This window comes from Sphingomonas parva (ex Maeng et al. 2020) (genome assembly GCF_004564275.1).
Taxonomy (GTDB): domain Bacteria; phylum Pseudomonadota; class Alphaproteobacteria; order Sphingomonadales; family Sphingomonadaceae; genus Allosphingosinicella; species Allosphingosinicella parva.
Window position 1 is genome coordinate 31189 of record NZ_SPDV01000008.1, and the last position, 23609, is coordinate 54797.

The 23609-nt window shown below is 69.8% G+C and carries 22 protein-coding genes; 5 read left to right on the top strand and 17 right to left on the bottom strand.

What is annotated here, in order from left to right:
• Positions 1-68: 68 nt before the first annotated feature.
• From E2493_RS05200 to E2493_RS05225, 6 genes are read right to left on the bottom strand one after another with little or no spacing between them, the layout of a single operon-like run.
• Complete coding sequence (locus E2493_RS05200) at positions 69-941, bottom strand: RDD family protein (RefSeq protein ID WP_225421160.1); 873 nt, start codon at positions 939-941, stop codon at positions 69-71.
• Positions 934-1926, bottom strand: coding sequence for a stage II sporulation protein M (locus E2493_RS05205; RefSeq protein ID WP_135084435.1), 993 nt, complete (start codon positions 1924-1926; stop codon positions 934-936). The genes E2493_RS05200 and E2493_RS05205 overlap by 8 nt, the downstream gene beginning before the upstream one ends.
• On the bottom strand, positions 1923-3236 hold the full coding sequence (locus E2493_RS05210; RefSeq protein ID WP_135084437.1) for a DUF58 domain-containing protein: 1314 nt from the start codon (positions 3234-3236) through the stop codon (positions 1923-1925). Before E2493_RS05210 ends, E2493_RS05205 begins: the two co-directional genes overlap by 4 nt.
• Positions 3233-4189: an AAA family ATPase gene (locus E2493_RS05215; RefSeq protein WP_135084439.1), complete on the bottom strand. Its 957-nt coding sequence runs from the start codon at positions 4187-4189 to the stop codon at positions 3233-3235. Before E2493_RS05215 ends, E2493_RS05210 begins: the two co-directional genes overlap by 4 nt.
• On the bottom strand, positions 4186-5388 hold the full coding sequence (locus tag E2493_RS05220) for a DUF4350 domain-containing protein (protein WP_135084441.1): 1203 nt from the start codon (positions 5386-5388) through the stop codon (positions 4186-4188). Before E2493_RS05220 ends, E2493_RS05215 begins: the two co-directional genes overlap by 4 nt.
• Complete coding sequence (locus E2493_RS05225; protein ID WP_135084443.1) at positions 5385-6032, bottom strand: DUF4129 domain-containing protein; 648 nt, start codon at positions 6030-6032, stop codon at positions 5385-5387. Before E2493_RS05225 ends, E2493_RS05220 begins: the two co-directional genes overlap by 4 nt.
• Before the next feature lie 138 nt (positions 6033-6170).
• Here E2493_RS05225 and E2493_RS05230 point away from each other — a divergent pair, with 138 nt between their 5' ends.
• Both E2493_RS05230 and E2493_RS05235 read left to right on the top strand, forming a co-directional pair.
• Entirely contained in the window at positions 6171-7571 is a 1401-nt protein-coding gene (locus E2493_RS05230) for a M48 family metalloprotease (RefSeq protein ID WP_167737391.1), read from the top strand.
• A 63-nt stretch (positions 7572-7634) separates the two neighbouring features.
• Entirely contained in the window at positions 7635-10061 is a 2427-nt protein-coding gene (locus E2493_RS05235; RefSeq protein ID WP_135084447.1) for an alpha-L-rhamnosidase-related protein, read from the top strand.
• 5 nt (positions 10062-10066) lie between these two features.
• Here E2493_RS05235 and E2493_RS05240 read toward each other — a convergent pair whose 3' ends face one another.
• Positions 10067-10249, bottom strand: a complete 183-nt coding sequence (locus E2493_RS05240) for a DUF3008 family protein (protein ID WP_135084449.1) — start codon at positions 10247-10249, stop codon at positions 10067-10069.
• 85 nt (positions 10250-10334) lie between these two features.
• On the opposite strand from E2493_RS05240, the gene pgl reads away from it, so the two are divergent.
• Positions 10335-11048 carry a 6-phosphogluconolactonase gene (pgl, locus tag E2493_RS05245; protein ID WP_135084450.1) on the top strand — a complete coding sequence of 238 codons (714 nt, stop codon included), beginning with the start codon at positions 10335-10337 and terminating at the stop codon, positions 11046-11048.
• Positions 11049-11100: 52 nt separating this feature from the next.
• On the opposite strand, the gene E2493_RS05250 is transcribed toward pgl, so the two are convergent.
• The 5 genes from E2493_RS05250 to E2493_RS05270 are packed head-to-tail and all read right to left on the bottom strand — an operon-like array spanning position 11101 to position 16074.
• On the bottom strand, positions 11101-12354 hold the full coding sequence (locus E2493_RS05250) for an N-succinylarginine dihydrolase (protein ID WP_135084682.1): 1254 nt from the start codon (positions 12352-12354) through the stop codon (positions 11101-11103).
• Positions 12351-13370 carry an arginine N-succinyltransferase gene (locus E2493_RS05255; RefSeq protein WP_135084452.1) on the bottom strand — a complete coding sequence of 340 codons (1020 nt, stop codon included), beginning with the start codon at positions 13368-13370 and terminating at the stop codon, positions 12351-12353. Before E2493_RS05255 ends, E2493_RS05250 begins: the two co-directional genes overlap by 4 nt.
• Positions 13367-14578: a hydrolase gene (locus E2493_RS05260; protein ID WP_135084454.1), complete on the bottom strand. Its 1212-nt coding sequence runs from the start codon at positions 14576-14578 to the stop codon at positions 13367-13369. Before E2493_RS05260 ends, E2493_RS05255 begins: the two co-directional genes overlap by 4 nt.
• 57 nt (positions 14579-14635) lie before the next feature.
• On the bottom strand, positions 14636-15118 hold the full coding sequence (locus E2493_RS05265; RefSeq protein ID WP_135084457.1) for an RNA pyrophosphohydrolase: 483 nt from the start codon (positions 15116-15118) through the stop codon (positions 14636-14638).
• The gene (locus tag E2493_RS05270) at positions 15115-16074 is read right to left on the bottom strand and encodes an alpha/beta hydrolase (RefSeq protein WP_135084459.1); all 960 of its coding nucleotides are present in this window, start codon (positions 16072-16074) and stop codon (positions 15115-15117) included. Before E2493_RS05270 ends, E2493_RS05265 begins: the two co-directional genes overlap by 4 nt.
• A 320-nt stretch (positions 16075-16394) precedes the next feature.
• On the opposite strand from E2493_RS05270, the gene E2493_RS05275 reads away from it, so the two are divergent.
• Together E2493_RS05275 and E2493_RS05280 are read left to right on the top strand one after the other, a co-directional pair.
• Positions 16395-16832, top strand: a complete 438-nt coding sequence (locus E2493_RS05275; protein WP_135084461.1) for a bactofilin family protein — start codon at positions 16395-16397, stop codon at positions 16830-16832.
• Between the two features lie 87 nt (positions 16833-16919).
• Positions 16920-17393 carry a hypothetical protein gene (locus E2493_RS05280; RefSeq protein WP_135084463.1) on the top strand — a complete coding sequence of 158 codons (474 nt, stop codon included), beginning with the start codon at positions 16920-16922 and terminating at the stop codon, positions 17391-17393.
• A gap of 24 nt (positions 17394-17417) precedes the next feature.
• On the opposite strand, the gene E2493_RS05285 is transcribed toward E2493_RS05280, so the two are convergent.
• Genes E2493_RS05285 through E2493_RS05305 form a run of 5 tightly spaced genes read right to left on the bottom strand, consistent with a single transcriptional unit; the run spans position 17418 to position 23530 of the window.
• Positions 17418-19622, bottom strand: a complete 2205-nt coding sequence (locus E2493_RS05285) for an ATP-binding protein (RefSeq protein ID WP_135084465.1) — start codon at positions 19620-19622, stop codon at positions 17418-17420.
• A complete protein-coding gene (locus E2493_RS05290; RefSeq protein WP_135084467.1) occupies positions 19619-21037 on the bottom strand; it encodes a glycosyltransferase family 2 protein in 1419 nt (472 codons plus the stop codon). The genes E2493_RS05285 and E2493_RS05290 overlap by 4 nt, the downstream gene beginning before the upstream one ends.
• A complete protein-coding gene (locus tag E2493_RS05295; RefSeq protein ID WP_135084469.1) occupies positions 21034-22062 on the bottom strand; it encodes a HEAT repeat domain-containing protein in 1029 nt (342 codons plus the stop codon). The genes E2493_RS05290 and E2493_RS05295 overlap by 4 nt, the downstream gene beginning before the upstream one ends.
• Complete coding sequence (locus E2493_RS05300) at positions 22059-23156, bottom strand: YaiO family outer membrane beta-barrel protein (RefSeq protein WP_135084471.1); 1098 nt, start codon at positions 23154-23156, stop codon at positions 22059-22061. Before E2493_RS05300 ends, E2493_RS05295 begins: the two co-directional genes overlap by 4 nt.
• On the bottom strand, positions 23153-23530 hold the full coding sequence (locus tag E2493_RS05305; RefSeq protein WP_225421161.1) for a response regulator transcription factor: 378 nt from the start codon (positions 23528-23530) through the stop codon (positions 23153-23155). Before E2493_RS05305 ends, E2493_RS05300 begins: the two co-directional genes overlap by 4 nt.
• Between the last annotated feature and the right edge of the window lie 79 nt (positions 23531-23609).

Here is a 23609-nt window from a genome sequence, read left to right on the forward strand (position 1 = left end):
TTCGCGCTTCTGCCGATGGCGTGAGCCTTGGTCTAGCGGCCGCCGCGGAAAGGCGGCGCCCGCGCCGCTCAGCGGTCGAACTTGTCGAGGCGCCGCCGTCCGAACAGCAGCTTGCGCTCCAGCCGCCGCCGCAGGGCCTCGTAATAAGCGGTGAGGAAGGCCTCGTGGCTCTCGACCTCGCCGATTCCGAGCTTGCCCCGGATCGTCGTCGCGACGGCATCGAGGCTGTCCTGGTTGCCGCCGCGGAGGACCTGCTCGAGCGTCTGCAGCTCGAAGATGCCGTAGGCGTCGAGCTGCTCGTCGGTGAAGGCATAACCGGCAGAGTGGGCGTCGGCGCGCATCAGATCGTAGGTCAGGCGCTGCCGCGGCGTGTTGATCACCCAGGTGCCGGCGAGAAGGTCGCCGACCCGGAGCCGGTCCTTGTTGAACAGGGGGAAGAACAGGAAGAGACAGGCCCAGCCGAGGCCGAGCAAGGTCATCGCAGCGCCGGCGCCGCCTTCGGCCGCCTCCATGCCGAGGAAGGAAAGCGGCAGGTAGACCTCGATCTCCCGCATCAGGTTGCGCGCGATCACCGCGTCGGCGGTCAGCCGTCCGCCGTCGCGCGCGACGACCCTCAACCCCGAGGCTCTCTTGCCGAAGGTCGCGGCGCGGGGGCCCATCTCGAGGATGATGAAGTAGAAGTTCCGCAGCAGGAAATAGCCGAGCAGCCAGATGATCGCGAGCGGCTCGGCGCCGGCCAGCCCCGTCGCCATGAAGCCGAAGGCGACGATCAGCGTCATCGCGATCAGCGTGGCGAACATGATCAGCGCGTCGAGCAGGAAGGCGGTCGCCCGCTGCCCCGCCGAGGCGAGGGTGAGGCCGAGGTCGACCCCTTCCGGTGTGACCAGCCGCCGGCGCATGCGGACCGATTGCGCCCGGTGCAGGATCGCCTGCTCAGCCATGGGGATTCCGCCGCGGAAGATAATAATAAGCGCACCACAGGATCAGCATCGTCATGCCGATCGCGTAACGGACGAGATCGTCGCGAATAAGCTGGCGGCCGAGGCCCTCGAGCAGCCCGGCGACGAGCAGCATCAGCACTACGCCGACCATGGCGGTTGCCGTCTCGCGGCCGGATCGGCTCGCCGCGGCCAGTCTCGGCAGGGCTCCCGGAAAGACGACGCTCCAGCCGATGCGCAGACCGGCCGCGCCGGCAAGGACGATCGCGAACAGCTCGGTGGAGCCGTGGATGATCAGCCATCCGCCGAGCTCGAAAGTGAGGCCGTGGGAGCCGTAAAGCGCCAGGAACGCTCCCAGCATCCCGCCGTGATAGAGGAGGAGGAGTACGGTCGGCGCGCCGAAGGCGAAGCCGAGCGCGAAGCAGAAGATCGCGACCCGCGAATTGTGGGTGAACAGCACCGTCGCGAACACGGCGAGGCCGTCTCCGCCGGCGCCCGAATAGAGGCCCTCGGCAAGCGCCTCGCGGCTGGCGTTGAAGTCCCGCCCCGAGGCGAGTTCCTCGGGAACGAACGCATTGTAGAATTCGGGCTGGCTGGTGACGAGGAAATAGCCGCCGATCGTGCCGATCACCAGGATAGCCAGCGCGATCAGCGTCTCGCGGGCGAGGCCGCGCATCGCCGCCGGCCAGTCGCGCGTGAAGAACTGCCGCAGCCGCGCCGCGGGCGTGGTCCTGACGCCGTAGAGGAAGAAATAAGCGCGCGCGCAGAGCGTCTCGAGATAGGTGACGAGCTCGAGGTCGAGCGACGTCTCGCGTGCGACCGAGAGGGAGGAGAGGGCGCCGCGATAGAGGACCGGCAGGGCGAGCAAGTCCTCGTCGGAGAGCGAACGCGGCGAGCGTTTCTCGCAGGTCGAGAGCAGGTCGTCGAGGCGCCGCCACTCCGCCTCGCGCTCCGCTCTGAGCCCGCGGAAGCTTTGCGTGTCGCTCACAGCAGGTTCCTCTGCTTGACGCCGAGATAGGCGTTGAGCAGCGCCGGTCCGGCCTGATCGTGCGCCGCCTCGATCACATGCACGCCCAGCCGCCGCAGCCGCCCTACGACCAGCCGTCGCTCGCGCAGCAGCGCCGCGGCCGTTACCGCTTTGGTGACGGCCTCCGGCGTCTCCGGCGCGGCGGCGGCGAGCCCTTCGAGTTCCTCGTCGCGGAGCAGGACGAACAGCACGAGATGCCGCTTGAGCAGGGTGCCGACCGCCTGGAGCATCAGCTCGGCGCTGATCGTGTCCGAAAATTCGGTGAAGATGACGAGCAGCGAACGGCGATTGAGCCCGGTGGTGAGCGTCGCGAGCGCCAGCGTGTAATTCGTCTCGCGCTCCGAATATTCGATGCCGGCGGCGAGCCGCTGGAGCAGGGTGAAGGCCCGCGCGCCGGACACCGGCTTGCTCGACACGCGCGGGTGGGAATCGAAGGCGAACAGGCTGACGCGGTCGCCGTCCTTCAGCGCGACGAAGGCGGTGAGCAACGCCGCGCCGACCGCCCGGTCGATCCGCGGCAGGCCGGCGAGCGGCTCGCACATGGTCCGGCCGCTGTCGAGCGCGATGATCACGTTGTTGTTGCGCTCGGTGCGATATTCCTTGGCGAGCAGCCGGCGGTGCCGCGCCGATTGCTTCCAGTCGATCGACCGGCGGTCCATGCCCTGCTGGAACTCGGCCAGCGCCTCGAACTCCGCGCCTTCGCCGATCTGCATCCGCGCCGTCAGTCCGTGCAGCATGTCGCGGTGGCTGAAGTCGGCCGAGCGCTCGCGCAAGGCGCGAATGTCGGGAACGATGACGATCTCCTCGCCCAACGACAGGCGCCGCTGCTTCCAGACGAGGCCGAGCGGACCCTGCCAGCGGAGCCAGACGGTCTCCAGTCGCGCCGTGCCGCGCCGCAGCGGTACCAGCGGGATCGTCGTCTCGCCTTCGCCGCCGTGCAGCACGATCCTGGTGCGCAGGCCCTGCGGCGCCGCGAGCAGGTAATGGCTGTCGAGGGCGGCCTCGCACCAACGCGGCGGTGCACGGGCGGCGCGTACGCTGACGGTGAGGGCGAGCTCGCGGCCGACCGCCGCGCTCATCGGCCCCGAGACGATCGGCGCCATGTCCCTTCCGGCCGCGCCGAGCGCCGCGTCGAGGACCAGCAAGGCGATCAGGAAGCCCAGGAAGACGAGGCCGACGAACCAATAGCCCGGCGCAAACACGCCGAGCAGGAAGGCAGCCGGCGCCGAGCCGGCGGTGATCAGGATCGTGCGGCGCGTCGGGTAGATCAACGCGGCGCCTCTACCGCGTCGACCAGCCGCTCGATCACCGCCTCCACCGGCCGCCCCTCAATCTCCGCCGCGGGCGAGAGCAGGACGCGGTGCCGGAGCACGGCCGGCGCGAGGGCCTTCACGTCGTCGGGAATGACATAGTCCCGGCCATCGAGCGCGGCGCGAGCCCGGGCGGCGCCGGCGAGCATCGCCGCCGCGCGCGGGGAGGCGCCGGTCTCGAGATCGGGTGCGTCGCGGGTCGCGCGAACGAGGCTCACGACATAATCGGCGACCTCCTCGACCATCGGGATCGCGGCGACCGCGGCCACCGCCGCGTCGACCTCCTCGCGGCTCGCGCGCGGCGCGATCCCCCATTCGGCCGCGCTCGGCGCGCCGAAGCGGGCACCGTGCTGGGCGACGATCCGCCGCTCGTCCTCGGCCGAGGGATAGTCCATCCGGTGCTTGAACAGGAATCGGTCGAGCTGCGCCTCCGGCAGCGGATAGACTCCCTGCTGCTCGATCGGGTTCTGCGTGGCCACGACCATGAAGCGCGGCGAGAGCTCATGGGTGTCGCCGTCGATCGTCACCGCGCGTTCCTGCATCGCCTCGAGCAGCGCCGCCTGCGTCTTCGGCGGCGTGCGGTTGATCTCGTCGGCCAGCAGCAGCTCGCAGAAGATGGGGCCGCGGGTGAGGGTGAACTGACTGGTCTGGAAGTTGAACAGGTTCGAGCCGAGGATGTCGGCCGGCATCAGGTCCGGCGTGAACTGGATGCGGCCGTAGCCGAGGCCGAGCACCCGCGCGAAGCATTGCACGAGGAAGGTCTTGGCGGTGCCTGGCGGACCTTCGAGCAGGACGTGTCCGGACGAGAAGAGCGCCACGAGCAGCAGCTCGATCGCCTCCTCCTGGCCGACGATCGCCTTGGCGATCTCGCCGCGGATCGTTCCGGCGAGGCTTCTGACGTCTTCTAGCTTCACTTGATCAGGTCCTTCTTCCACTGGAACAATGCGCGGGCGGCCGCGACCAGGCCGGCGCGGTCTCCTGCCTGGCGCGCGGCGGCGGCGAGCGCGCTGAAGCGGGGCTCGCCGGGCGGCGAGAGCCGATCGAGATAGGCGTCGAGCTCCGTGTCGCGCAACGCGAGGTGCGCGCCGCTCTCATGCGCGGCCGCTTCGCGGATAAGCTGGGCGTAAGCGTCGCCCGCGCGATGCTCGCGCCGCGCGATCTTGAGCAGCCCGGCGCTGTTCTCGACCAGGGCGGTCTTGCCGAAGGCGATCGCCCGCGGCTCCTCCGCCGCCGGGCCGAAACGGAAGGCGCCGTGCAGGCCGCCGAGGATCGCCGCGAGCACCAGCGCCAGGGTGAGGGGCAGGAACGGCGGCTCGAACGCCAGCTGCAGCGCGTTCGGGTGACGGCCGAAGCCGTTGACGGTGAGGTCGAACGCCACGGCGCGGGCGTCGGTGGCGTTCAGCTCGGTCAGGATCGCAAGCGCCGCTTTCGCCCGGGCCGGTTCCTTGAGGCCCTGATTGTTGAGCAGGTCCGGGTCCGCCAGGAGATAGAGCGGCGCGTCGCCGAGGCGTGCGAGGACGATCTCGCCGGGCGCTCCGACGAGGAGCGGCGTGACGTCATACCCGGAAACGGTCTGAACGATGCGCGGAAGCGGCGCTTGTACACCCGCCAGAAAATCGCGCCCGCGCGCCGTTCGGCTCTTCGCTTGAGATTGCGTAACCTTCAGCCGGCGGTCCTTGCCGAGGATCTCGGACACCAGGCCGTCGGGCAGCGTGCCGACGCCGCGCACCCAGCCGCGCTTGTCGCGATCCGGGACGACGCCCCATTTCGGCAGCACGATCAAAGTCGCGCGGCCGCCGCGCAGGCGCACCACCTCCTCGATCGCCTCGGCGCTCGTGTCCGGCTCGGCGGCGATGACGAGCAGGTCCTCGCCCTCGAAATCGCCGGCATTGCGGACGAGCCGCGTCTGGCCGCCGGAAAGCTCGATCAGCCGCACGATGCCCTTGAATCCGATTCCCGAGCTCGACAGCGCATGGGCGCGCCCGTCGCGGCTGGAGCCCGTGTCCCCGGCGTAAGCCGCGAGAACGAGGAACAGCCCGAAGGCGACGATTCCCGCGGCGATGACGGCCGCGACCACTTTCGGCTCGAAGGTCGGGCGCGCGCTCTCGCTCATCGCCCCCACTCCGCGGCGAAGGCGAATTCCTCATAAGCGGCGCGGCAGCCGCGCCAGTCGCCCTCGCCGAGCGCCCGGCCGCCGAACAGGCTGCGCTCCACCGCCATCACAATGCGGCCGAATGCGGTGCGCGGCCCCGCCGGGATTCGTTCGGCGCCTGCGATGTCGCGGCTGGTGAGGGCGGGGCGGACCAGCTTCGGCCGCTTGGCCTCGATCTCCTCGATGCTGCGGAAGAGCAGCAGGTGGACCGCCTCGTCGAACCGGCCGGCGGCGGCGAGCGCGTCCGCTTCGGCAAGCAGGGCGCGTGCCGGCGCTTCCTCGGGGCGCCAGCTCCCTTCGCCATCGTCGACCGCCTGGCCATCCCGCCTCAGGAAGCCGAGGCCGCCGCGCTCGATCCAGCGGAACAGAGCGTAGAGCAGGGCGAGGACGGCGGCGGCGACGACGATCCAGAAGATCGCCTTCAGCGCCGGACCGCTGCCTTCGAGGAACTGGCCGAGCCAGCGCACCCAGCCGGGCACGACCGGCGGCTCGAAGCCCGGCAGATCGAACTGGATGGAGGAATCCGCGCGAAGCGCCGCATGCGCCTGCTCGAAGCGCGCAGGGTCGCCCGTCGCCGCGACCACATTTCCCCCGGTGTTCGCCACCTACAGCCCCCCTGGCGCCGGTGTAGGCGGCACGCCGCAGCCCGCGCAAGCAAGAAGGGCAGGGAGCCGCGCAACCGAACGCACCTTCGGGCGTCCCTCCCGCTTATGATCCGCGTCCTTCCCGCCCTTGGGCTCGCAATGCTCCTGTTCTCCGGCTGCAGCGGAGACGATCCGGTCGTCAGCGACGCCGACCGCGAGGCGGGGGCGGAGGCGCATCCGCAGCTCCTCGCCGAGTTCGGCGGCGCCTATTCGGGCGAGGAATCGGCCTATGTCGTGCGGCTCGGCGGCAAGGTCGCGAACGCCGCCGGTCTGGGCGGACGCTGCACCTTCACCCTGGTCAACAGCGACGTCGTCAACGCCTTCGCCGTCCCGGGCTGCTACATCTACGTCACCCGCGGCCTGATGGGCATCGTCAACAGCGAGGGGGAGCTTGCCTCGGTCCTCGCGCACGAGGTGGGGCACATCACAGCGCGTCACAGCCAGCGCCAGCAGCGCCGGTCGATCTGGCGCGGCCTCGGTGTTCTCGCCGTCCAGGTGCTCACCGGGTCGGAGCGGCTGACCCGCATCGCCGGCGAGGCGGCGGCGTTCTTCACACTCCGCTATTCGCGCGGCCAGGAATATGAGGCCGACGATCTCGGCCTCACCTACCTCAGGGGCGCCGGCTACGATCCCTATGCGGCAGCCGACATGCTCGACGCGCTCGGCCGGCAGGAGAGTTTCCTCGCCCGCACCCGCGGGCGAGACGAGGCGCGCAGCCTGCCGGAATGGACCCGGACCCATCCGCTCACCACGAATCGCGTCACCCGGGCCCGCGAGCAGGCGGCGGCGACCGGGCTCGAGGCCGATGCTCTCCCCGAGAACGAGCTGCCCTTCCTCCGCGAGGTCGACGGCCTGCTCTACGGCGACGATCCGGAGCAGGGCTTCGTCATCGGCCGGCGCTTCGCGCATCCGGTGATGCGGATCGGCTTCGAGGCGCCGCAGGGCTTCACCCTGACCAACAGCCCCCAGGCGATCCTGATCGAGGGGCCGGACGGCCTGCGCGGCGAGTTCGCCGGCGGTCCGATGCCGCCCGGCGGGCTGGAGGCCTATGCCTCCTCGGTGCTCCGGCAGCTGCTCGGCGACACGCCCGTCGAGCCCGGCGAGGTTCGCCGGGTCGTCGTCAACGGCGTCCCCAGCATCCAGTCGCAGATGCGGATACAGACGAGCGATGGCGCGGTGACGCTCTCGCTCGCCGCCTATCGCGGTGCCGGCGACGGCGCCTATCATTTCGTGATGATCGGCAATCCCTCAGCCCCGTCGGCGGCCGCGGTCGCCTCCCTGTTCGGCTCGTTCCGCCTGCTCGGCGAGGAGGAGGCGCGCCGTCTGAAGCCGCGCTGGATCCGGGTGGCGAAGGTGAGCCCCGGGGAGACGGCGCAAAGCCTCGCAGCCCGCATGGCCACCGACGCCCCGCTCGAGCATTTCCTGATGCTCAACGGCCGGTCCGGCGATCAGCCGGTGCGCCCGGGCGAGCTGGTCAAGATCGTCACCTACACCCGCTGAGCCGCGCCTCGCCTTTCCCGCCGCGGCCCATATAGTGGCGCGAAAAGAGGGGGACGGCAGCGCATGTTTCGATCGTTCGGCCGCGTCGAGCGCGCGGTACTTGTCGCCGCGGCGGCGTTGCTCGGGCCACATCCGGCCGACGCTCTCGCCCAGGGCGGCGCGCAGGCCGAGACGCGGCGGCACGCCGAGTGGACTGCCCAGTGGGTCGCGCATCCGGACGCGCCGCCCACCGCCGCCGGCCTGTTCCATTTCCGCCGCAGCTTCGATCTCGCGGCGCCGCCCGAGCATTTCGTCGTCCGCGTCTCGGCCGACAATCGCTACCGTCTGCTGGTCAACGGCCGCTCGGTGGCGAGCGGACCGGCGCGCGGCGACGTCGCGCACTGGCGCTACGAGACGCTCGATCTCGCGCCCTGGCTCCGCGCCGGCCGCAACGTGATCGCCGCTTCGGTGTGGAACTGGGGCGAGCATCGGCCGGCGGCGCAGGCCAGCCACCGCACCGGCTTTCTCCTCCAGGGCGAAGGCGCGGCCGCGGCGGTGAGCACCGGCGCGGGCTGGCGGGTCCTGTGGAACCGAGGCTACGGCTTCGCGCCCGTCGTCGGCCCCGATGCCAATGGCTATTACGTCGCCTCCCCGGGGGAGGTGATCGACGGCCGCGTCATGCCCTGGGGATGGGAGCAGCCGGGCTTCGACGACAGCGGGTGGATCGCGGTTCGGCCGGTGGTGCTGCGCGCCGACGCGGCGAAGGGGGCGCTTCCGCGCGGCGGCCATTCCTACGGCGAGGCAAGCGAGTGGCAGCTCGTGCCGCGCGAGCTGCCGGCGATGGAGGAGACGCCGGTGCGCTTCGCCCGCGTCGCCCGCAGCGAGGGCGTTGCGCCGGACGACCGCTTCCTCCGCGGCAAAGGTGATCTCGTGGTTCCGGCGAACCGCCGTGTCTCGATCCTGCTCGATCAGGGCCATCTCACCACCGCTTATCCGGTGGTGGTCGCCAGCGGCGGGGAGGGGGCTTCGATGACGCTCACCTATGCCGAGGCGCTGTTCGACGCGCAGGGGCGCAAGGGCAATCGCAACGAGATCGCCGGCAAGACGATCCGCGGCGTGCGCGACCGCATCCTGTTCGACGGCGGGGCGCAGCGGCGATATCAGCCCCTGTGGTTCCGGACGTGGCGCTACGTCCAGCTCGACGTGGAGACCGGCGCCGCGCCGCTCCGCCTTCACGACGTCCATGGCATCTTCACCGCTTATCCCTTTGCCCAGCACGCCGCCTTTGCCAGCGATCAGCCCTGGATCACGCCGATCTGGGACATCGACTGGCGGATCTTCCGCCTGAGCGCCTTCGAGACCTTCTGGGACACGCCCTATTACGAGCAGTTCCAGTACGTCGGCGACACGCGGATCATGTCGCTGATCTCGCTGTACAGTGACGGCGACGACCGGCTGATGCGCAACGCGCTGATTCAGATCGACCAGTCGCGCATCCCCGAAGGAATCACCGCCAGCCGCTACCCTTCGGCGCTCCCGCAATACATCCCGCCATTCTCCTTGTGGTGGGTGGCGATGGTCCACGACTACTGGATGCACCGCGACGATCCCGCCTTCGTCCGGCGCTTCCTGCCCGGAGTCCGCGGCGTGCTCGGCTGGTACGAAGGCTTCGTCGACGAGACGGGCATGCTCGGCCCGATGCCGTGGTGGAACGTCCTCGACTGGGCCTCGGCTTACGATCGCGGCGTGCCGCCCGGCGCCGAGAATGGTCATTCGACGCCGCTGACGCTACAATATGCCTATGCCCTTCAGCGTGCGGCGGAGATCGAGGAGGCGCTCGGCCAGCCGGCGGAGGCGGCCCGCTACCGCGTCCGCGCTGAGGGACTGATCGCCGCGGTCGTCGCAAGGGCGTGGGACGCGCGCCGGGGCCTGTTCGCCGACACGCCGGACAAGTCGTTGTTCTCCCAGCAGACCAACAGCCTCGCCGTGCTGGTGGGCGCGGTCCCCGACGGGGAGCAGGCGGCGGTGATGGAGCGGGTCCTCGCCGATCCCTCGCTGGTCCAGGCGAGCTATTATTTCCGCTTCTATGTCGACGAGGCGCTCGTCCGCGCAGGTCTCGGCGGGCGTTATCTCGAGCGGCTCGCGCCGTGGCGGGAGATGATCCGCCTCGGCCTCACCACCACGCCCGAAAATCCGGAGCCGACGCGCTCCGACTCCCACGCCTGGAGCGCCCATCCCAATTACCATTTGCTCGCCTCGGTGCTCGGCGTGCGGCCGGCCAGCCCGGGCTTCAGGACCGTGCGCATCGCGCCGGCGCTCGGCCCGCTGCGGCGCGTGCACGGCATCGTGCCCCACCCCGCCGGTCCGATCGAACTACGGCTGCGGCGCTCCGGGGGGCGGCTGCGCGGCGAGGTGATCCTGCCGCCCGGGCTGTCCGGCCGCTTCGAGCAGGACGGGCAAAGCGTCGCGCTGCGGCCGGGACGGCAGCAGGTCGACCTCGGCGCGCCCTGAGGCCTTCAGCTGACGTGCTCGGGCTTGCCCTTGCGCTTGGTCGAGGCGAGCTCCTCGAGCTGCTTCTCGCTCATCGAGTCGACCATCTGCTTCGATGCGCCCTGCAACTTGCTCTTGGGCGTATCCCCCCTCTTTGCGGAGAGGGCGGCGCCGGCCGCCTTTTGCTGCGCTTTCGATTTGGCAGGCATGGGTGAACTCCTCTAACGGCGTCTCGACACCGGAACCGACGCGCGCGCCGCGCGGTTCCTTGACGCCGAAGCGAGCGGAGGAAAGATGGACGAGATCGAATGGTGGGAGTTCGACTCCGCCAAGGAAATGGCCGAGCAGGTCGCGGGCGACATCGGCTTCGTCATCGAGAATGCGCTCGAGGCGCATGGCGGCGCCCGGCTCGCCGTGCCCGGCGGCTCGACGCCCGACCTGATCTATGCCGAGCTGCTGAAGCGCAAGGACATCGACTGGACCAAGGTCACCTTGATCCCGACCGACGATCGCCTGGTGCCGCTCGACCACGAGCTCAGCAATTACCGCAAGCTCCACGGCTTCTTCGGCGCCAAGAAGGCCGATCTGGTCAGCCTCGTCGACGAGGCGGCGCTCGAGGACGCGCAGGAGGCGGGCCGGCTCGCCGATGCGCGCCTCTCCCTGCTGCACTGGCCGCTCGACCTCGCCTGCCTCGGCATGGGCGCCGACGGTCACACCGCCAGCATCTTCCCGGGCCCGGATTTCGACGCGGCGATCAACGGTCCGCGCGCCCGCCGCGCGCTCGGCGTACGCCCCGATCCAATGCCGGAGGCGGCCCCGGTGCCCCGCGTCACCCTCACCGCCGCGGCGCTCAGCTCGGCGCGGACGGTGATGATCGTGATCTCCGGCGCCGAGAAGCGCCGCGTGCTCGAGCAGGCGCTGAAGGAAGGCCCGCTCTCCAGCCTGCCGATCGGCCGCGTCGTCTCCGCGATCGACGCCTCGATCGACATCTTCTGGAGCGCCGAATAGGCGCGGTCCGAGCGGAAATTACACGCGGAGCCGAACGTCGTTTCAGTGGGTTCTAGATGAGTTCCGAAAGCTCCAGCGCCCCGTAGAGCGCGCTTCGAGCGTGCTCCATCTGCGCCGAGATCTCCGGCTTCAGCAGATCCTCGGGCGCGATCGCCTCGGGCCAATCGCGCGCGATCACGGCCGCGATCCGATCGAGCTTCGCCTCGTCGACCATGAAGCGAGGGTCGACGTCGGCAGGGTCCGCGACGACGCGCAGGCGCAGGCAGGCCGGGCCGCCGCCGTTCGCCATCGACTGGCGCACGTCGACGACGAACAGCTTCCGGATCGGGCCGTTGCCGGCGATCATCTGCCCCAGCCAGCCCCAGACCGAGGGCGTGTCCCGCGCTTCCTCCGGCACGATCAGGCCCATGCCTCCCTCCGGCAGCGTCACCAGCTGGGCGTTGAACAGATAGGAGTGGATCGCGTCTTCCAGGCTCACCGCCGCGGCGGGCACCTCGACGATCTCGACCTCGGGCAGCAGCCGCTTGAGCTCGGCGTAGAAGGACGGGCGGTCCTCGAACGCCTGCTCGTGGGCGAACAGCACGTTCTCGTTCGCCACCGCGACCACGTCGTTGTGGAAGGCGCCGGCGGCGATCGCCGCCTCGGACTGGCAGACGAACAGGGTGCGCTCCGGATCGAGGCCGTGGATTCGGGCGACCGCGCGGCTCGCCTCGACATGCTGGCGGACCGGGAAGGCGCCGCCGCGCTGGCCGTAGACGAAGACCTCGACTCCCTGCGCGTCGTGCGACGCGCACAGCCGCATGTGGTTGGCCGCGCCCTCGTCGCCGAACGTGCCGGGGACCGGCGCATGGACCGCGAAGCGCGCGTCGTCGGCGAAGGCGAGGCGAAGCTGGGCGAGCGTCTCCGGCCATTCGTGGCTGCGGTGCGCCATCGTCCTCAGATTCGCCACCGTGAGGTGCGTCCTGCCGTCCCGGCAGTCAGGGGCAGGGGAGACGGTGGCGGCGTTCGCCGCCCACATCGCCGATGCGGAGAAAGCAGCCGGGCGGAGCGACGCGGGCACGTCCTCGACGCTCGTGCCGAGCTCCGCCAGCCAGGCCCGGTCGGGGCGGCGGTGGGGGAGCAGCACGCCCTGGGCGAGGCCGAGCCGCAGGTTGTGGCGCATCTTCTCCAGCCCCTGCAGCGCGGCGGCGCGGGGGTGGGAGACGAGCCCCTTGTTGGTCGCGGATGCGACGTTGCCGAGGCTGAGCCCCGAATAATTGTGGCTCGGCCCGATGATCCCGTCGAAATTGATCTCGCGCATGCTCAGCGGCTCATCGCCAGGAAACTGTCGCCCGGACCGATGCCGAGCATCTCGGCGGCCTTGCGGGTGATCGTCACCTCGCCGTCGGCGGCAACCTGGACGTTCGCGCAGCAGCTCGCGAAATCGGTCAGCCGCCCGGCGGCGAGCATCAGCTCCGGGCCGTCCACCGCGTCCGCAACGGCGCCGACGATCATCTCCTTCGATTCGCGGACCGTGCGGATCTGGTCGGTCGGCGCGATCATCGTCGGGCCGCCGTCGAAGATGTCGATGTAGCAATCGAACTGGAAGCCTTCCTTCTCCAGCATCTTCATCGCCGCGCGTCCCTTGGGATGGGGCACGCCCATCACCGCCCGGGCATGCTCCGGCAGCAGCGCGGTGTAGATCGGCGTCTTGGGCATCAGGTCGGCGATGAACTGGGTGCCGTGGGCGGCATTGAATTCGTCGGCTTCCTGGAAGTTCATGCCGAAGAAGCGCCCGGCGATCGCGTCCCAGAAGGGCGATCCGCCGCCTTCGTCGATGACTCCGCGCAGCTCGGCGAGGACGCGCTTGCCGAAGCGTTCGCGGTGCAGCTTGATGAACAGATAGCGGCTGCGCGCGAGCAGCAGTCCGAGGCCGCCGGCGCGCTCTCCGGGATGAAGGAACAGGCCGCCGACCTCGGAGGACCCTTCAAGGTCGGTCGAGAGGTTCAGCATCTCGGCGCGGAAGGTCTTGCCGAGCGCCTGTGAGGTCTGGGTCAGGGTGCCGATGCGATAGCTGTAGAAAGGCGCGTGGACGCCCACCGTGCCGAACACCTGGCAGGTGCCCCGGATCTGGCCGGTCTCGACATTCTCCAGCACGAACAGGAACATGTCGTCGCTGGGCGTATCCCCCACCCGGGCGAACGACTTCTGCGAGCGGACGATCTTTTCGACCAGCGCGCCGCGGTCCGGCGGCAGGTTGGTGAAGCCGCCGCCGGTCAGCTTCGCCATCTCGTAGATCGCCTGGAAATCGTCATTGCCCGCCGGGCGTACGCGAAAGCTCACAAGTCCTCCCCTGAAGCGAGCCGGAGCAGGGCCAGCGTCGAAAGCTGCGCCCGCTCGATCAGGCTCTCCACGATGCAATATTCCTCGGCCGAGTGGATCGCACCGCCGCGCACGCCCATCGTGTCGACGACCGGCACGCCGCAGGCGGCGATGTTGTTGCCGTCGCAAACGCCGCCGCTGGCGCGCCAACCGATCTGCTGGCCGAGATCGGCGCCGCAGGCACGGACCAGCGCGAACAGGCGCTCGGCCGCGGGATCGAGCGGCTTGGGCGGACGGCCGAAGCCGCCGTGCACCGCAATCGAGACGTCGTGCTCGGCGGCGACCGCGGCGACCGCCGCGTCGAGCGCCGCTTGCGCGCGCGCCTGGTCCTCCGGCGAGCGCGGCCGCAGGTTGACGCGCAGCAGGGCGAAATCGGGGACGACGTTGTTGGGGCTTCCGCCCTCGATTCGCGCCGGATTCACGGAGAGGCCGTCCGCCCTCGCCGCGGCGAGCCTGAGGGCCAGATCGGCGGCGGCGACGATCGCGTTGCGGCCGTCCTCGGGGTTGCGCCCCGCATGGGCGCTGCGGCCGCGCACCACCAGCGAGAAATTGCCGCTCCCCGGCCGCGCGCCGGCGAGCGTGCCGTCGGGAAGCGCCGCCGGCTCATAGGTGAAGGCGGCGGCCTTGCCGCGCGCTGCGGCGGCGATCAGGCCGGCGGATCCGGGCGAGCCGACCTCCTCGTCGGAATTGATCACCACCTCGTAGCCGATGCGGTCGGCGAGCGGAGAGGCGTCCAGCGCCTTCAGCGCCGCCAGCATCACCGCCAGCCCGCCCTTCATGTCGGCGACGCCCGGTCCGCCGAGCACGCCGTCCTCGCGCCACGCGACCGACTGAAACACGTGCTCGGGGCCGAACACCGTGTCCATATGACCGGTCAGCAGAATCTGGCGTGGGGCGTCGGGCCGCACCCGCAGGTGGAGGTTCCGGCCGTGCTCTACCGCGCGCACGTCTCCGCCGGCATCGACCGCCTCGACGGGGGCGGGCGCCTCGAGGACGAGCGCGCCGGGCAGTGCCGAAAAGGCGTCCGCAAGCTGCGACCCCATGCGCGCGAGACCGGGAAGGTTGCGCGAGCCGCTGTTGATCGCCGCCCAGGCCAAGACCTGGTCGAGCATGGGCTCGGCGGCGCATCGCTCGGCCGCGTCTCTCTCAATGGCTGAAAGCCCCCGCATGGCGTCGCTCTAGCCAGTCGCCGGCGCGGAGTACAGGCCGGCGCCGTGTCGCGTCGTTCAGGCAAGCCACGCGCGGAAGGCGTGCAGAACGTCCTCGTAGAGTTTGCGCTTGAACGGCACGATCATCGCCGGAAGCGTCTCCGGATCGGCCCACTTCCAGGCGCGGAACTCGGGATGCTCGGTCTCGATGTCGACGTCCTCGTCGCGCCCGAGGAAGCGGCAGAGGAACCAATGCTGGCGCTGGCCCCGCCATTTCCCCTTCCACAATTTGCCGACCAGATCGTCGGGCAGATCGTAGAGCAGGGCTTCCGGCGCGCGGGCGATCACCTCCACCTGGTCGCGGCGGATGCCGGTCTCCTCCTCCAGCTCGCGCAGCGCGCCGTCCTCCGGATCCTCGCCCTCGTCCAGCCCGCCCTGCGGCATCTGCCAGGCCTCCAGCGTCGAATCGAGCCGCTGCGCGACGAATACCTTGCCCTCCTGGTTGATCAGCATCACGCCGGCGCCGGGCCGATAGGGAAGGGCTGCCTTGTCCGTCGTCATTTCGCCTGCGCCTCCTCGATGATCAGCCTCAACGCTTCGATCGCCGCGCGGACGTCCTCTTCCGACGAGGGGATCGCCTTGCGCAGCGAGATGAAGCCGTGGATGTTTCCGCGGGCCTCGCGGAAGACGATTGGCACGCCCGCCTGTGCGAGCGCCGCCGCATAGGCGCGGCCCTGGTCGCGGATCGGATCGAGGCTCGCGGTAACCAATACAGTCGGCGGCATCCCCTCCTGGCTGCGCAGCATCGGCGCGTAGCGCCAGTCCTCCTTGTCGGGGCGATAGCAGCGGTCGAACCAGTCCATGCCTTCGCGGGTCAGCAGATAGCCTTCGGCGAAATCCCTGAAGCTCGGATAGCCCTTGGCCGGATCGGCTGCGGGGTAGATCGGCCATTGGGCGATCACCGGCACCGCGGCGGGAGAATCGCGCAGCGCGAGGCTGACGACGATGGCGAAGTTGCCGCCCGCGCTGTCGCCGCAGGGGACGAGGCCGGTGACCGCGCGCCCGAGCGCGGCGGGGCTCTCCGCCGCCCAGCGCGCGACCGCGATGCAATCCTCGATGCCGGCCGGAAAGGGGTGCTCGGGCGCGAGACGATAGTCGACCGCGATCACCGGCAGATCGAGCTGCGCCGCCACGCCCGCGCAGAACGGCTCGTGCGTGTCGAGATCGCCGAGAACGAAGCCGCCGCCGTGGAAGAAGAGCAGCAAGGGGCCGGGGCCGCGTGCCTCGCGGCTGTCGTAGAGCCGCAGCGGGATCTCCCCCGCCGGCCCGGGGCAGGCGAGGTCGCGGATCACCGCAAGCGGCGCGACCGGAACGTCCGCGACATGCCTCGACTTCAGGAGCATCGCGCGCGCCTCGGAAAGGCCTGCTTCATGGCCCTTCGGCCCCGGCAGCGCGTTCAGGAAATCGAGAAAGGCGCGGACATCGGGCCGCACATAGGCTTCGGAAGTATCGCTCAACGCGGGCTGCTCCAGTCCTCCGGCAGGAACCGCCGGCGCGAGCGGCTCTCCTAAGCAGGCCGGAGGCGCTCGTCCATCGCCGACCGGGGCTTGGACGTGCACGCGCGAGGCCGCTCGAAGTTCCCTCGAAAACGCGTCTCGTAAAAACTGTGCCGGTGCCGCACAGCTCGTCGCGTTTTGCGGCCTTCTGCTTGAAACCAATGGGTTTCTAGCGAATTACCGTAGATCTGCGGTGTGTCATCCACCCACGAGTCGCCGAGCCTGTTCCCTGCTCGGAGTGGACGTGCCGGGCCGCGAGTATTTCAGAAGAAGGGGAACCCATGGACGCGATCGACCAGGCCCAGACGGGCGAGCCGAAATCCGTGTCGGTGATCGGACCGAACATCGTCATCAACGGCAATATCGAAGCGGCCGATGGGGCGCCTGAGACGGACCTCCAGATCGAGGGAACGGTGAACGGCGACATCCGCTGCGGCACCGTGATCATCACCGATACCAGCCGCGTCGCCGGCAACGTCATCGCCGATCGGGTCCGTGTCTCGGGCGCGGTGGAGGGCGGTATCAACACGGGCGATCTCGCCGTCGAGGCGACCGCCAGGGTGACCGGCGAGGTGGTCTACGAGCGGCTGCGGATTGCCGCCGGCGGCGTCGTCCAGGGCACGATGAAATGGCGCGGGGCCGATGCGGTCGAGACCAGCCGGCTGAAGCTGGTCGAGAAGGCGTCTGGCCATAACGTCAACGCCGTCTGGATCGAGTAGACGGCACACCGTCTCCCTCGCCGCGATGGCGCATCCGGACCTCCTGAAGGCGATCGGCACCGTCGACGGCGCGGAGCGGGGGCGGCGATGAGGCTCGCCTGCCGCCTGGGTTTCCACCGCCCGCAGCGTCCCGCCTTGTGGAACGCCGGCTACTATTTCAGCCGCTGCGCGCGTTGCCGCCGCGATCTCATCAAGACGCCCTGGGGTCGCTGGCGCGTCCCTCGTGGCTTCCGGGTCGTCTGGAAGACGGCATCGGAAGCTGCGCTCGGCCTGCTGCTCCGCGACGTACGCGAAGCCCCGGGCGCCAAAGCAGGGCCGCTCAGGACGTCCGTGCCGTTGCAGACCGTGCTGCGCCGCCTCCACCATCAGGATTTCATGGGCGACGAGCGCCGGCGGAGCGGCTGGGACGGCGAGATCGAGGTCGCCGTGGACGACGCCTTCCGCCGCATCGACCGCAGCGATTTCATGGCGCCGCGCGCCGGAGACATGCGGGCCGGCGAGGCAGCCGGGCCGGCTGCGCAGCCCGTCCGTCCGCCGCTCGGCCAGTCCGGTCGCCGCTGACCCGCCGCGCGGCGCGCCGGCCTTCTAGAGACCTTCGGCCTGCGCGAGCAGGGGACAGAGGAAGGTCTCCGGATCGCCGGCCGCCGCGCGAAAGGCGGTACGAGCCGGGACGATCAACGCCCGCTGGCGCACCGCCTGGTCGAGCGCGCGCGCCGCGTCGGAGAGGCGGGTGAGCCCGAGCATGCCCGCCTGCGACACGATCTTGTGCGCATCGGCCGCGACCTCGCCGTAGCGCTCGGGGTGCCGGTCGGCATCGGCGCATTCGGGGTCGAGCCGATCCGCCGCATCGGCGACCCGCGCGGCGGCGCCGATCAGCGTCTCGACATGGCCGCGCAGCCGGTCCGCCGGCAGCATGGTCTGGACATCGGCGAAGATCAGCGGCGCGAACACCTCTTGCGCCGTGTCCGCGGCCAACGCGCTCCGGTCGTCGCCGCGTGCCTGCAGGGCGGAGGCGACGGCGGCATGGAGCTGCGTCTGGCGCACCGGCTTCGCGATGTGGCCGTTCATTCCGGCCGCCAGGAACTCGCGCACCTGTTCGGGGAGCACGTTCGCGGTCATCGCCAGGATCGGCACCTGGCCCTTGGTGCCGGGAAGAGCGCGAATGCGCCGGGTTGCACTGATCCCGTCCATCCTGGGCATCTGGATGTCCATCAGCACGAGGTCGAACGTCTTCGTCCCGGCGGCATGCACGGCCGCTTCGCCGTCTCCCGCCACCTCCACCTGATAGCCGGCGCGCGCCAGCATCGACTTGGCGAGCTCCTGGTTCATCGGCAGGTCTTCGGCGAGCAGGATGCGCGCGCCGTCGGAGCGGGACGGCGCCGCCGTCGGCAAGGCAAGCTCGGGCGGCGCTGCGGCGCGGGCCAGGCTGACCTCGAACCAGAAGGAGGAGCCTTCACCCGCGATGCTGCGCAGCTCGATCCGCCCGCCCATCAGCTCGATCAGGCGCTTGGAGATGCTGAGGCCGAGGCCGGTGCCGCCGTAGCGCCGCGTGATCCAGGCGTCGGCCTGGACGAACGGCCGGAACAACCGCGGCTGCAGCTCGGCCGCGATGCCCGGTCCGGTATCGGTGACGGTGAAGCGGACCTTCTGCTGGTCGCCATCCTGTCCGGCCGCGGCGACGGCCAGGCTGACCTTGCCTTCCGACGTGAACTTCACCGCATTGTTGAGCAGGTTCAGCAGCACCTGGCGCAGGCGGTTCTCGTCGCCGAGCAGATAGGGCGGAAGCCAGCGGTCGATCGAGACCTCGACCTCCAGTCCCTTTGCCTCGGCGGCGCCGCGGACGATCGAAATGCTGTTGTCGACCAGCGTCTCGAGCGCGAACGGCTCCAGCGTCAGCTCGATCCTGCCGGCTTCGATCTTGGAGAAATCGAGCAGGTCGTTGACCACGGTCAGGAGCATCGTTCCGGCATTCTGGATCAGCCGGACCTGACGGTGCTGCTCGGGCGTCAGCCCACGATCCTCGTCGAGCAGATCGGCGAAGCCGATGATGCTGTTCAGCGGCGTTCGAATCTCATGGCTCATCACCGCCAGGAAATCGGTCTTGGCGCGGGTGGCGTTCTCCGCGCGGCGGCGCGCGTCGGCGAGCTGATTGGCCCATTGCCGCGCCGGCCGCACGACGACGATCCAGGCGACGCCGAGCAGCAGCAGGGCGGCGAGGCTGGTCGCCAGGTTGACGGCAAGGTAGCGATTGGTCTCCGCTCGCGTCGCCGCGATGAACGCGTTCGATCTGTTCTGGATTGAGGAAAGGCCCCGACGATAGGAACGGGCGAGTGCCCGGTAGCGCGCGTCGGCGACGATCTGCAGCGCCTCCTCGCGCCGGCCGCTCACGGCGAGGTCGAGCGCGGCGAATTGCAGCTTCGAGATTTCCTGTTCCGCGGCCTCGACGCTGGCGAAGGCCGCCCGGCTCTCGGTCAGGTGAATCGCCTCGCTGAGCCTGCGCAGCGTCGCGCGAAGCTGCGGCTGGATCTCGGCATAGCGCTGCGCATAAGCGGTGTTGCCGGTGGCGATCGCCGCCTCGACCGAGAGGTCGGCGACGTCGCTCTGGTGCTGCAGCCGCGCCGACGCGGTGAGGACCGCGAGCTGCGAGCTGGTGATGGTCCGCAGCCGCTCGCCGACGATCCAGGTCGTCGCCGCCGCGACCACCGCGATCAGCAGCATCGCCAGCACCCCGACGATCACGGCCCGGATCGGGAACTCGGCCTGGACCGCCCGTCGAATACGTCGTTTCATGCCGTTCCGAACCCTTTACGGCTCATGGCGCCCCAACCCTGCTCCCGACGCAGGAACTGCCACCATCCCCTGATCCGCCAGAGGTTGGAGAGCTGTCGGTAGCCGAAATTCTCCAGGACCGCGATGAAGGTCAGGATCGCCAGGTCCTTGGCGCGGGCGAGGCGGCGAAGCTCGACCTCCTCGAGGATCAAGGTAGCCACGCTCAGGAAGATGCCGAAGGTGAAGACGACTGCGAGCCACGCCAGCAAATGGTCTACGGAGAGCAGCCCCAGGCTCCAGAGCGAGGGAACGAGGACGTAGCCGAGTACTTCTACGATGGGACCGAGCACGTCGACGAGCAGCAGCTGGCCGAAAGCGAGAATGCCGATCCGCCCGTAACGCGGATTGAAGGTCATCCTCCAGTGGCGGAAGAAGGTCTCCAGAGCGCCCCGTTGCCAACGTGCCCGCTGCCGGCCGAGCGAGCCGAGGTCTTCCGGGACCTCGGTCCAGCACACCGGCTCCGGGATGAAGTCGATACGATATTTCTGGCGCCGATCGCGGAAGAGTTTGTGGAGCTTGATCAGCAACTCCATGTCCTCGCCGACCGTATCGGTGCTGTATCCGCCCACTTCGATCACCGCCTTGCGGTCGAAGAGCCCGAACGCTCCGGAGATGACGGTCAGCACCTGCATGGCGCTGAGCGCGATCCGGGCCATCAGATAGGCGCGGAGATATTCCACCGTCTGGATCAGGGCGAGAAAGTTGCGAGGCAGGGCGATCTCGCGCACCTGGCCGGCCTGGATCCGGCTCCCGTTGGCGATCCGGATCGTTCCGCCAACGGCCTTCGTCACCTGCGGATCCTCGACGAACGGGCGAACGGCGCGGAGCAGCGCGTCGGACTCGAGGAGCGAGTCGGCATCTACCGCGCAGAACAGCGGCGCCCGGGCGACGTTGATCCCGGCGTTCAGCGCATCTGCCTTGCCGCCGCCGTTGACCTTGTCGACGACCAGCAGCCGCGGAAGTCGCGGATTGGCGTAGAGGCCGCGGATCGGCGCGTGCCGAACGGCAAGGTCGTAATAGCGAGTGACCGGCGCCAGACCGTAATGATCGATCAATTTCTGCAGCGTCGCGTCCTTCGAGCCGTCGTTGATCACGATCACTTCGAAGTCGGGGTAATGCAGGCCGAGCAGGGAGGTGACGCTCTCGATGATCGTCAGCTCCTCGTTGAAGGCGGTGGCGAGCACGGCGATCGCCGGCGCCTCGTCGGCAAAACGCCCCCAGAGCATCGACGCCTTCGGCAGCGGCGGACGCCGAACGAGCGCCACCGCGGCGAAGACGAGCTGCACCAGATAATGCAGGATCTGCAGCAGGCCGGCCGCAATCACGACCAGCGCGATCCATTCGGCAGCGGCCACGCTCCAGGAGGCAGGGCTCACGCGAGCCCCCGCTCGGCCAGGATCGAGGCTGCTGCATGCCGCGCCGCCTCGCCGCCCGCCCTCGACGTAGCGCGAAGGCGCGCGACTCCTTCCTCGCCGAGACGCACCAGCGCTTCCCCGGCGCGGAGCCGGACGTCGAAGCTGAGATCGGCAAGGCAGCCCTCGAGCTCGTCTGCGAGCTCGGCCAATCCGATTCTCCCTGCCGCTTCGCACGCGGCGGCGCGAACATCGGCGTCCCAGCTGGACAGGCCGCGCTTCACCGCCTCGGCGGCGGCCGGGTGGCCGAATTCGCCGAGGGCATGAAGATAGCGCGCAACGATGGAATCGCCGGTCGGCGTCTCGCAGACCAGCCGAGCGACCATCGGCACGAGCGAATAATCGCCCGACGCGCTCAGCGCGTCGACGGCCGCCGCCTTCGCGCCGACGGGTACGCCGCCGGAAAGAATGAGCGCCTTTATCTCGTCGGGCCTGGTACGTGCGATGTCGGAGAACAGCGCCCTGACCAGCAGCGAATGCTCCGTCGTGCCGATGCCGAGCAGATCGACCAGGGTGACCGCGCTCGGCGCCCGATCTCGTGCCGCGAGGGCCAGCGCCGCGCTGAGGCGTACGTCGGCGCTGCGATCGCTCAGAGCCGTCAGCAGGCGATCGGTCGATTCCTCGTCCGGGAACTCCGATAGGGCCTCGACGGCCGCGATTCGGACCCGGGGTGACCCGCTGTCGAGGCGGCGTTGGAGGCGCGCGGCGACACCCAGCCGACTGGCTGCATCGATCAACCGGTCCCGTTCGCTCCCGCGGACCAGCCGGATCAACTCGACGGTGATGTCGGTCAGCAGCGGGCGGTCGCGTGCCCTCCTGTCGGTTCCGGCCGCCCCTGCGAGCAGCACGGGGACGAGCCGACGTCGTTCAGCCTCACGGCCGCTGCGTGACCACGTGACCGCAGTTCGCGCGATGACGAGGCCGATCATGATCGCCAGCGCCACGGCGGCGGTGGCGACCGACAGGGTCCAGAGGAAGAGACCGCTCAAAAGCGGTAACCCAGCCCCACGCTCACCTGGGTCCTGTCACTCCCGGTGTCGCTGTCGTCGTGCGCTACCGAAAGCCGGACAATGGTGCGATCGCCGACGTCGGCCGAGAGGCCGCCGAAGACGCTCAGCGTGTCGACGACCACGCCTTCGCTGACGTCGGGCGCGTCGGCGATCCCGGCGAACAGGCGGAGCCTCTTCGAAGCCTGGAAATCGCCGCGACCGAGCCAGCCGGAGCGGTGATCGCCATTCTCGTCGAAGGTGTTGATCCATCGACCGGTCAGCCAGACACGCCCGCCGGCGACATATTGCTCGAAGCCGGGCGTCAGCGTCTGGATGTCGCCGACGGGGTAGCGCGCCTGGCGCGCGTCGAGGGTCAGCACGCTGGCGCCGGGGCCGCTTCGCAGCCGGACGGAGCCACCCGCGCCGATCTGCCATTTCGGCCGGAAATCGGCGTCCGGCGTCGCGCCGACGCTCGCATAACCGCGCACGCCGTCGGAGAAGCGATGGTCGATCAGGATTTCGCCATAGGTGTCGGTCGCGCCGAAGCGCCGGGAGGTCTCGATCGTGGCCTGGACCGCGGTGGCGCCCGGCTGGTAGCGAAGCTGGAGCGCGCCTTCCTTCCAGTCGCGCGCGCCGCGCTCGACCGCGGTGTAGCTGGCACCGGCGTTGAACTCCCATGCAAATCCGGGGCGGGCGGAGTCGCGGCCGAGACGCGCGTGCAGCTCACGGGCCTCGGCATTGTCCGCGGCGACCGGCTCCAGCAGGGCTTTCGCGCCCGCGGTGTCGCCCCGCCGTTCGGCCTGCCGGGCGAGCGCGATCCGGGCGTCGTCATAATCGGGCGCGAGCGCGAGCGTCCGGCGGAATTCCGCTTCGGCCTCGGCGTCGCGATGCAGCGCTGAAAGCGCGAGGCCGAGCTGGAGGTGGGCATCGGCATTGTCCGGCTGGACGGCGATCACCTCCTGCAGCAGCGCGATCGCCCGCTCGGCCTGGCCGGCATGACGGGCTGCCACCGCCTCGGTGTAGAGACGGTCCGGATCCGCGGGCGGTGCGGCGGCGATCAGGAGGGCGGCGGCGGCCGGCAGCAGCCGCCTCACCGCGGCGCGCCTTCGACCAGGCGGGCGAGACGGGCGACCAGCTCTTCGGGGATGAACGGCTTCACCAGATAGTCGTTGGCGCCGAGCTCGAGCGCGCTGACGATGTCCTGCTCCTGCTTGCGGGCGGTGAGCATGATCACCGGCACGTCTCGGGTCGCCTCCTGCTCGCGGATGCGGCGCAGAAGCTCGTAGCCGTCGATGACGGGCATCATCGCGTCGAGCAGGATGGCGTCGGGCGTGCTTTCGCCCAGGCGGACGAGCGCCTCGCCGCCATCGCGGGCGATCTCGACGTCATATCCCTTCGCGGAGAGTCGGAATTCGATGAGGTCGACGAGCAGCGAATCGTCGTCGCACACCAGGATCTTCTTACGCACGCAGATGCTCCAGAGCCGGCCGGGCTTTACAACGTCTTATAGACCGCGGCCGCACGGTCTGGACGATGGCCGCTTTATG

Bases quoted from the DNA above. Each gene is read 5' to 3' on its own strand.
- E2493_RS05200 (WP_225421160.1), bottom strand. From the start codon at position 941: ATGGCTGAGCAGGCGATCCTGCACCGGGCGCAATCGGTCCGCATGCGC.
- E2493_RS05220 (WP_135084441.1), bottom strand. From the start codon at position 5,388: ATGAGCGAGAGCGCGCGCCCGACCTTCGAGCCGAAAGTGGTCGCGGCC.
- E2493_RS05230 (WP_167737391.1), top strand. From the start codon at position 6,171: ATGCTCCTGTTCTCCGGCTGCAGCGGAGACGATCCGGTCGTCAGCGAC.
- E2493_RS05235 (WP_135084447.1), top strand. From the start codon at position 7,635: ATGTTTCGATCGTTCGGCCGCGTCGAGCGCGCGGTACTTGTCGCCGCG.
- E2493_RS05240 (WP_135084449.1), bottom strand. From the start codon at position 10,249: ATGCCTGCCAAATCGAAAGCGCAGCAAAAGGCGGCCGGCGCCGCCCTC.
- pgl (WP_135084450.1), top strand. From the start codon at position 10,335: ATGGACGAGATCGAATGGTGGGAGTTCGACTCCGCCAAGGAAATGGCC.
- E2493_RS05260 (WP_135084454.1), bottom strand. From the start codon at position 14,578: ATGCGGGGGCTTTCAGCCATTGAGAGAGACGCGGCCGAGCGATGCGCC.
- E2493_RS05265 (WP_135084457.1), bottom strand. From the start codon at position 15,118: ATGACGACGGACAAGGCAGCCCTTCCCTATCGGCCCGGCGCCGGCGTG.
- E2493_RS05275 (WP_135084461.1), top strand. From the start codon at position 16,395: ATGGACGCGATCGACCAGGCCCAGACGGGCGAGCCGAAATCCGTGTCG.
- E2493_RS05280 (WP_135084463.1), top strand. From the start codon at position 16,920: ATGAGGCTCGCCTGCCGCCTGGGTTTCCACCGCCCGCAGCGTCCCGCC.
- E2493_RS05285 (WP_135084465.1), bottom strand. From the start codon at position 19,622: ATGAAACGACGTATTCGACGGGCGGTCCAGGCCGAGTTCCCGATCCGG.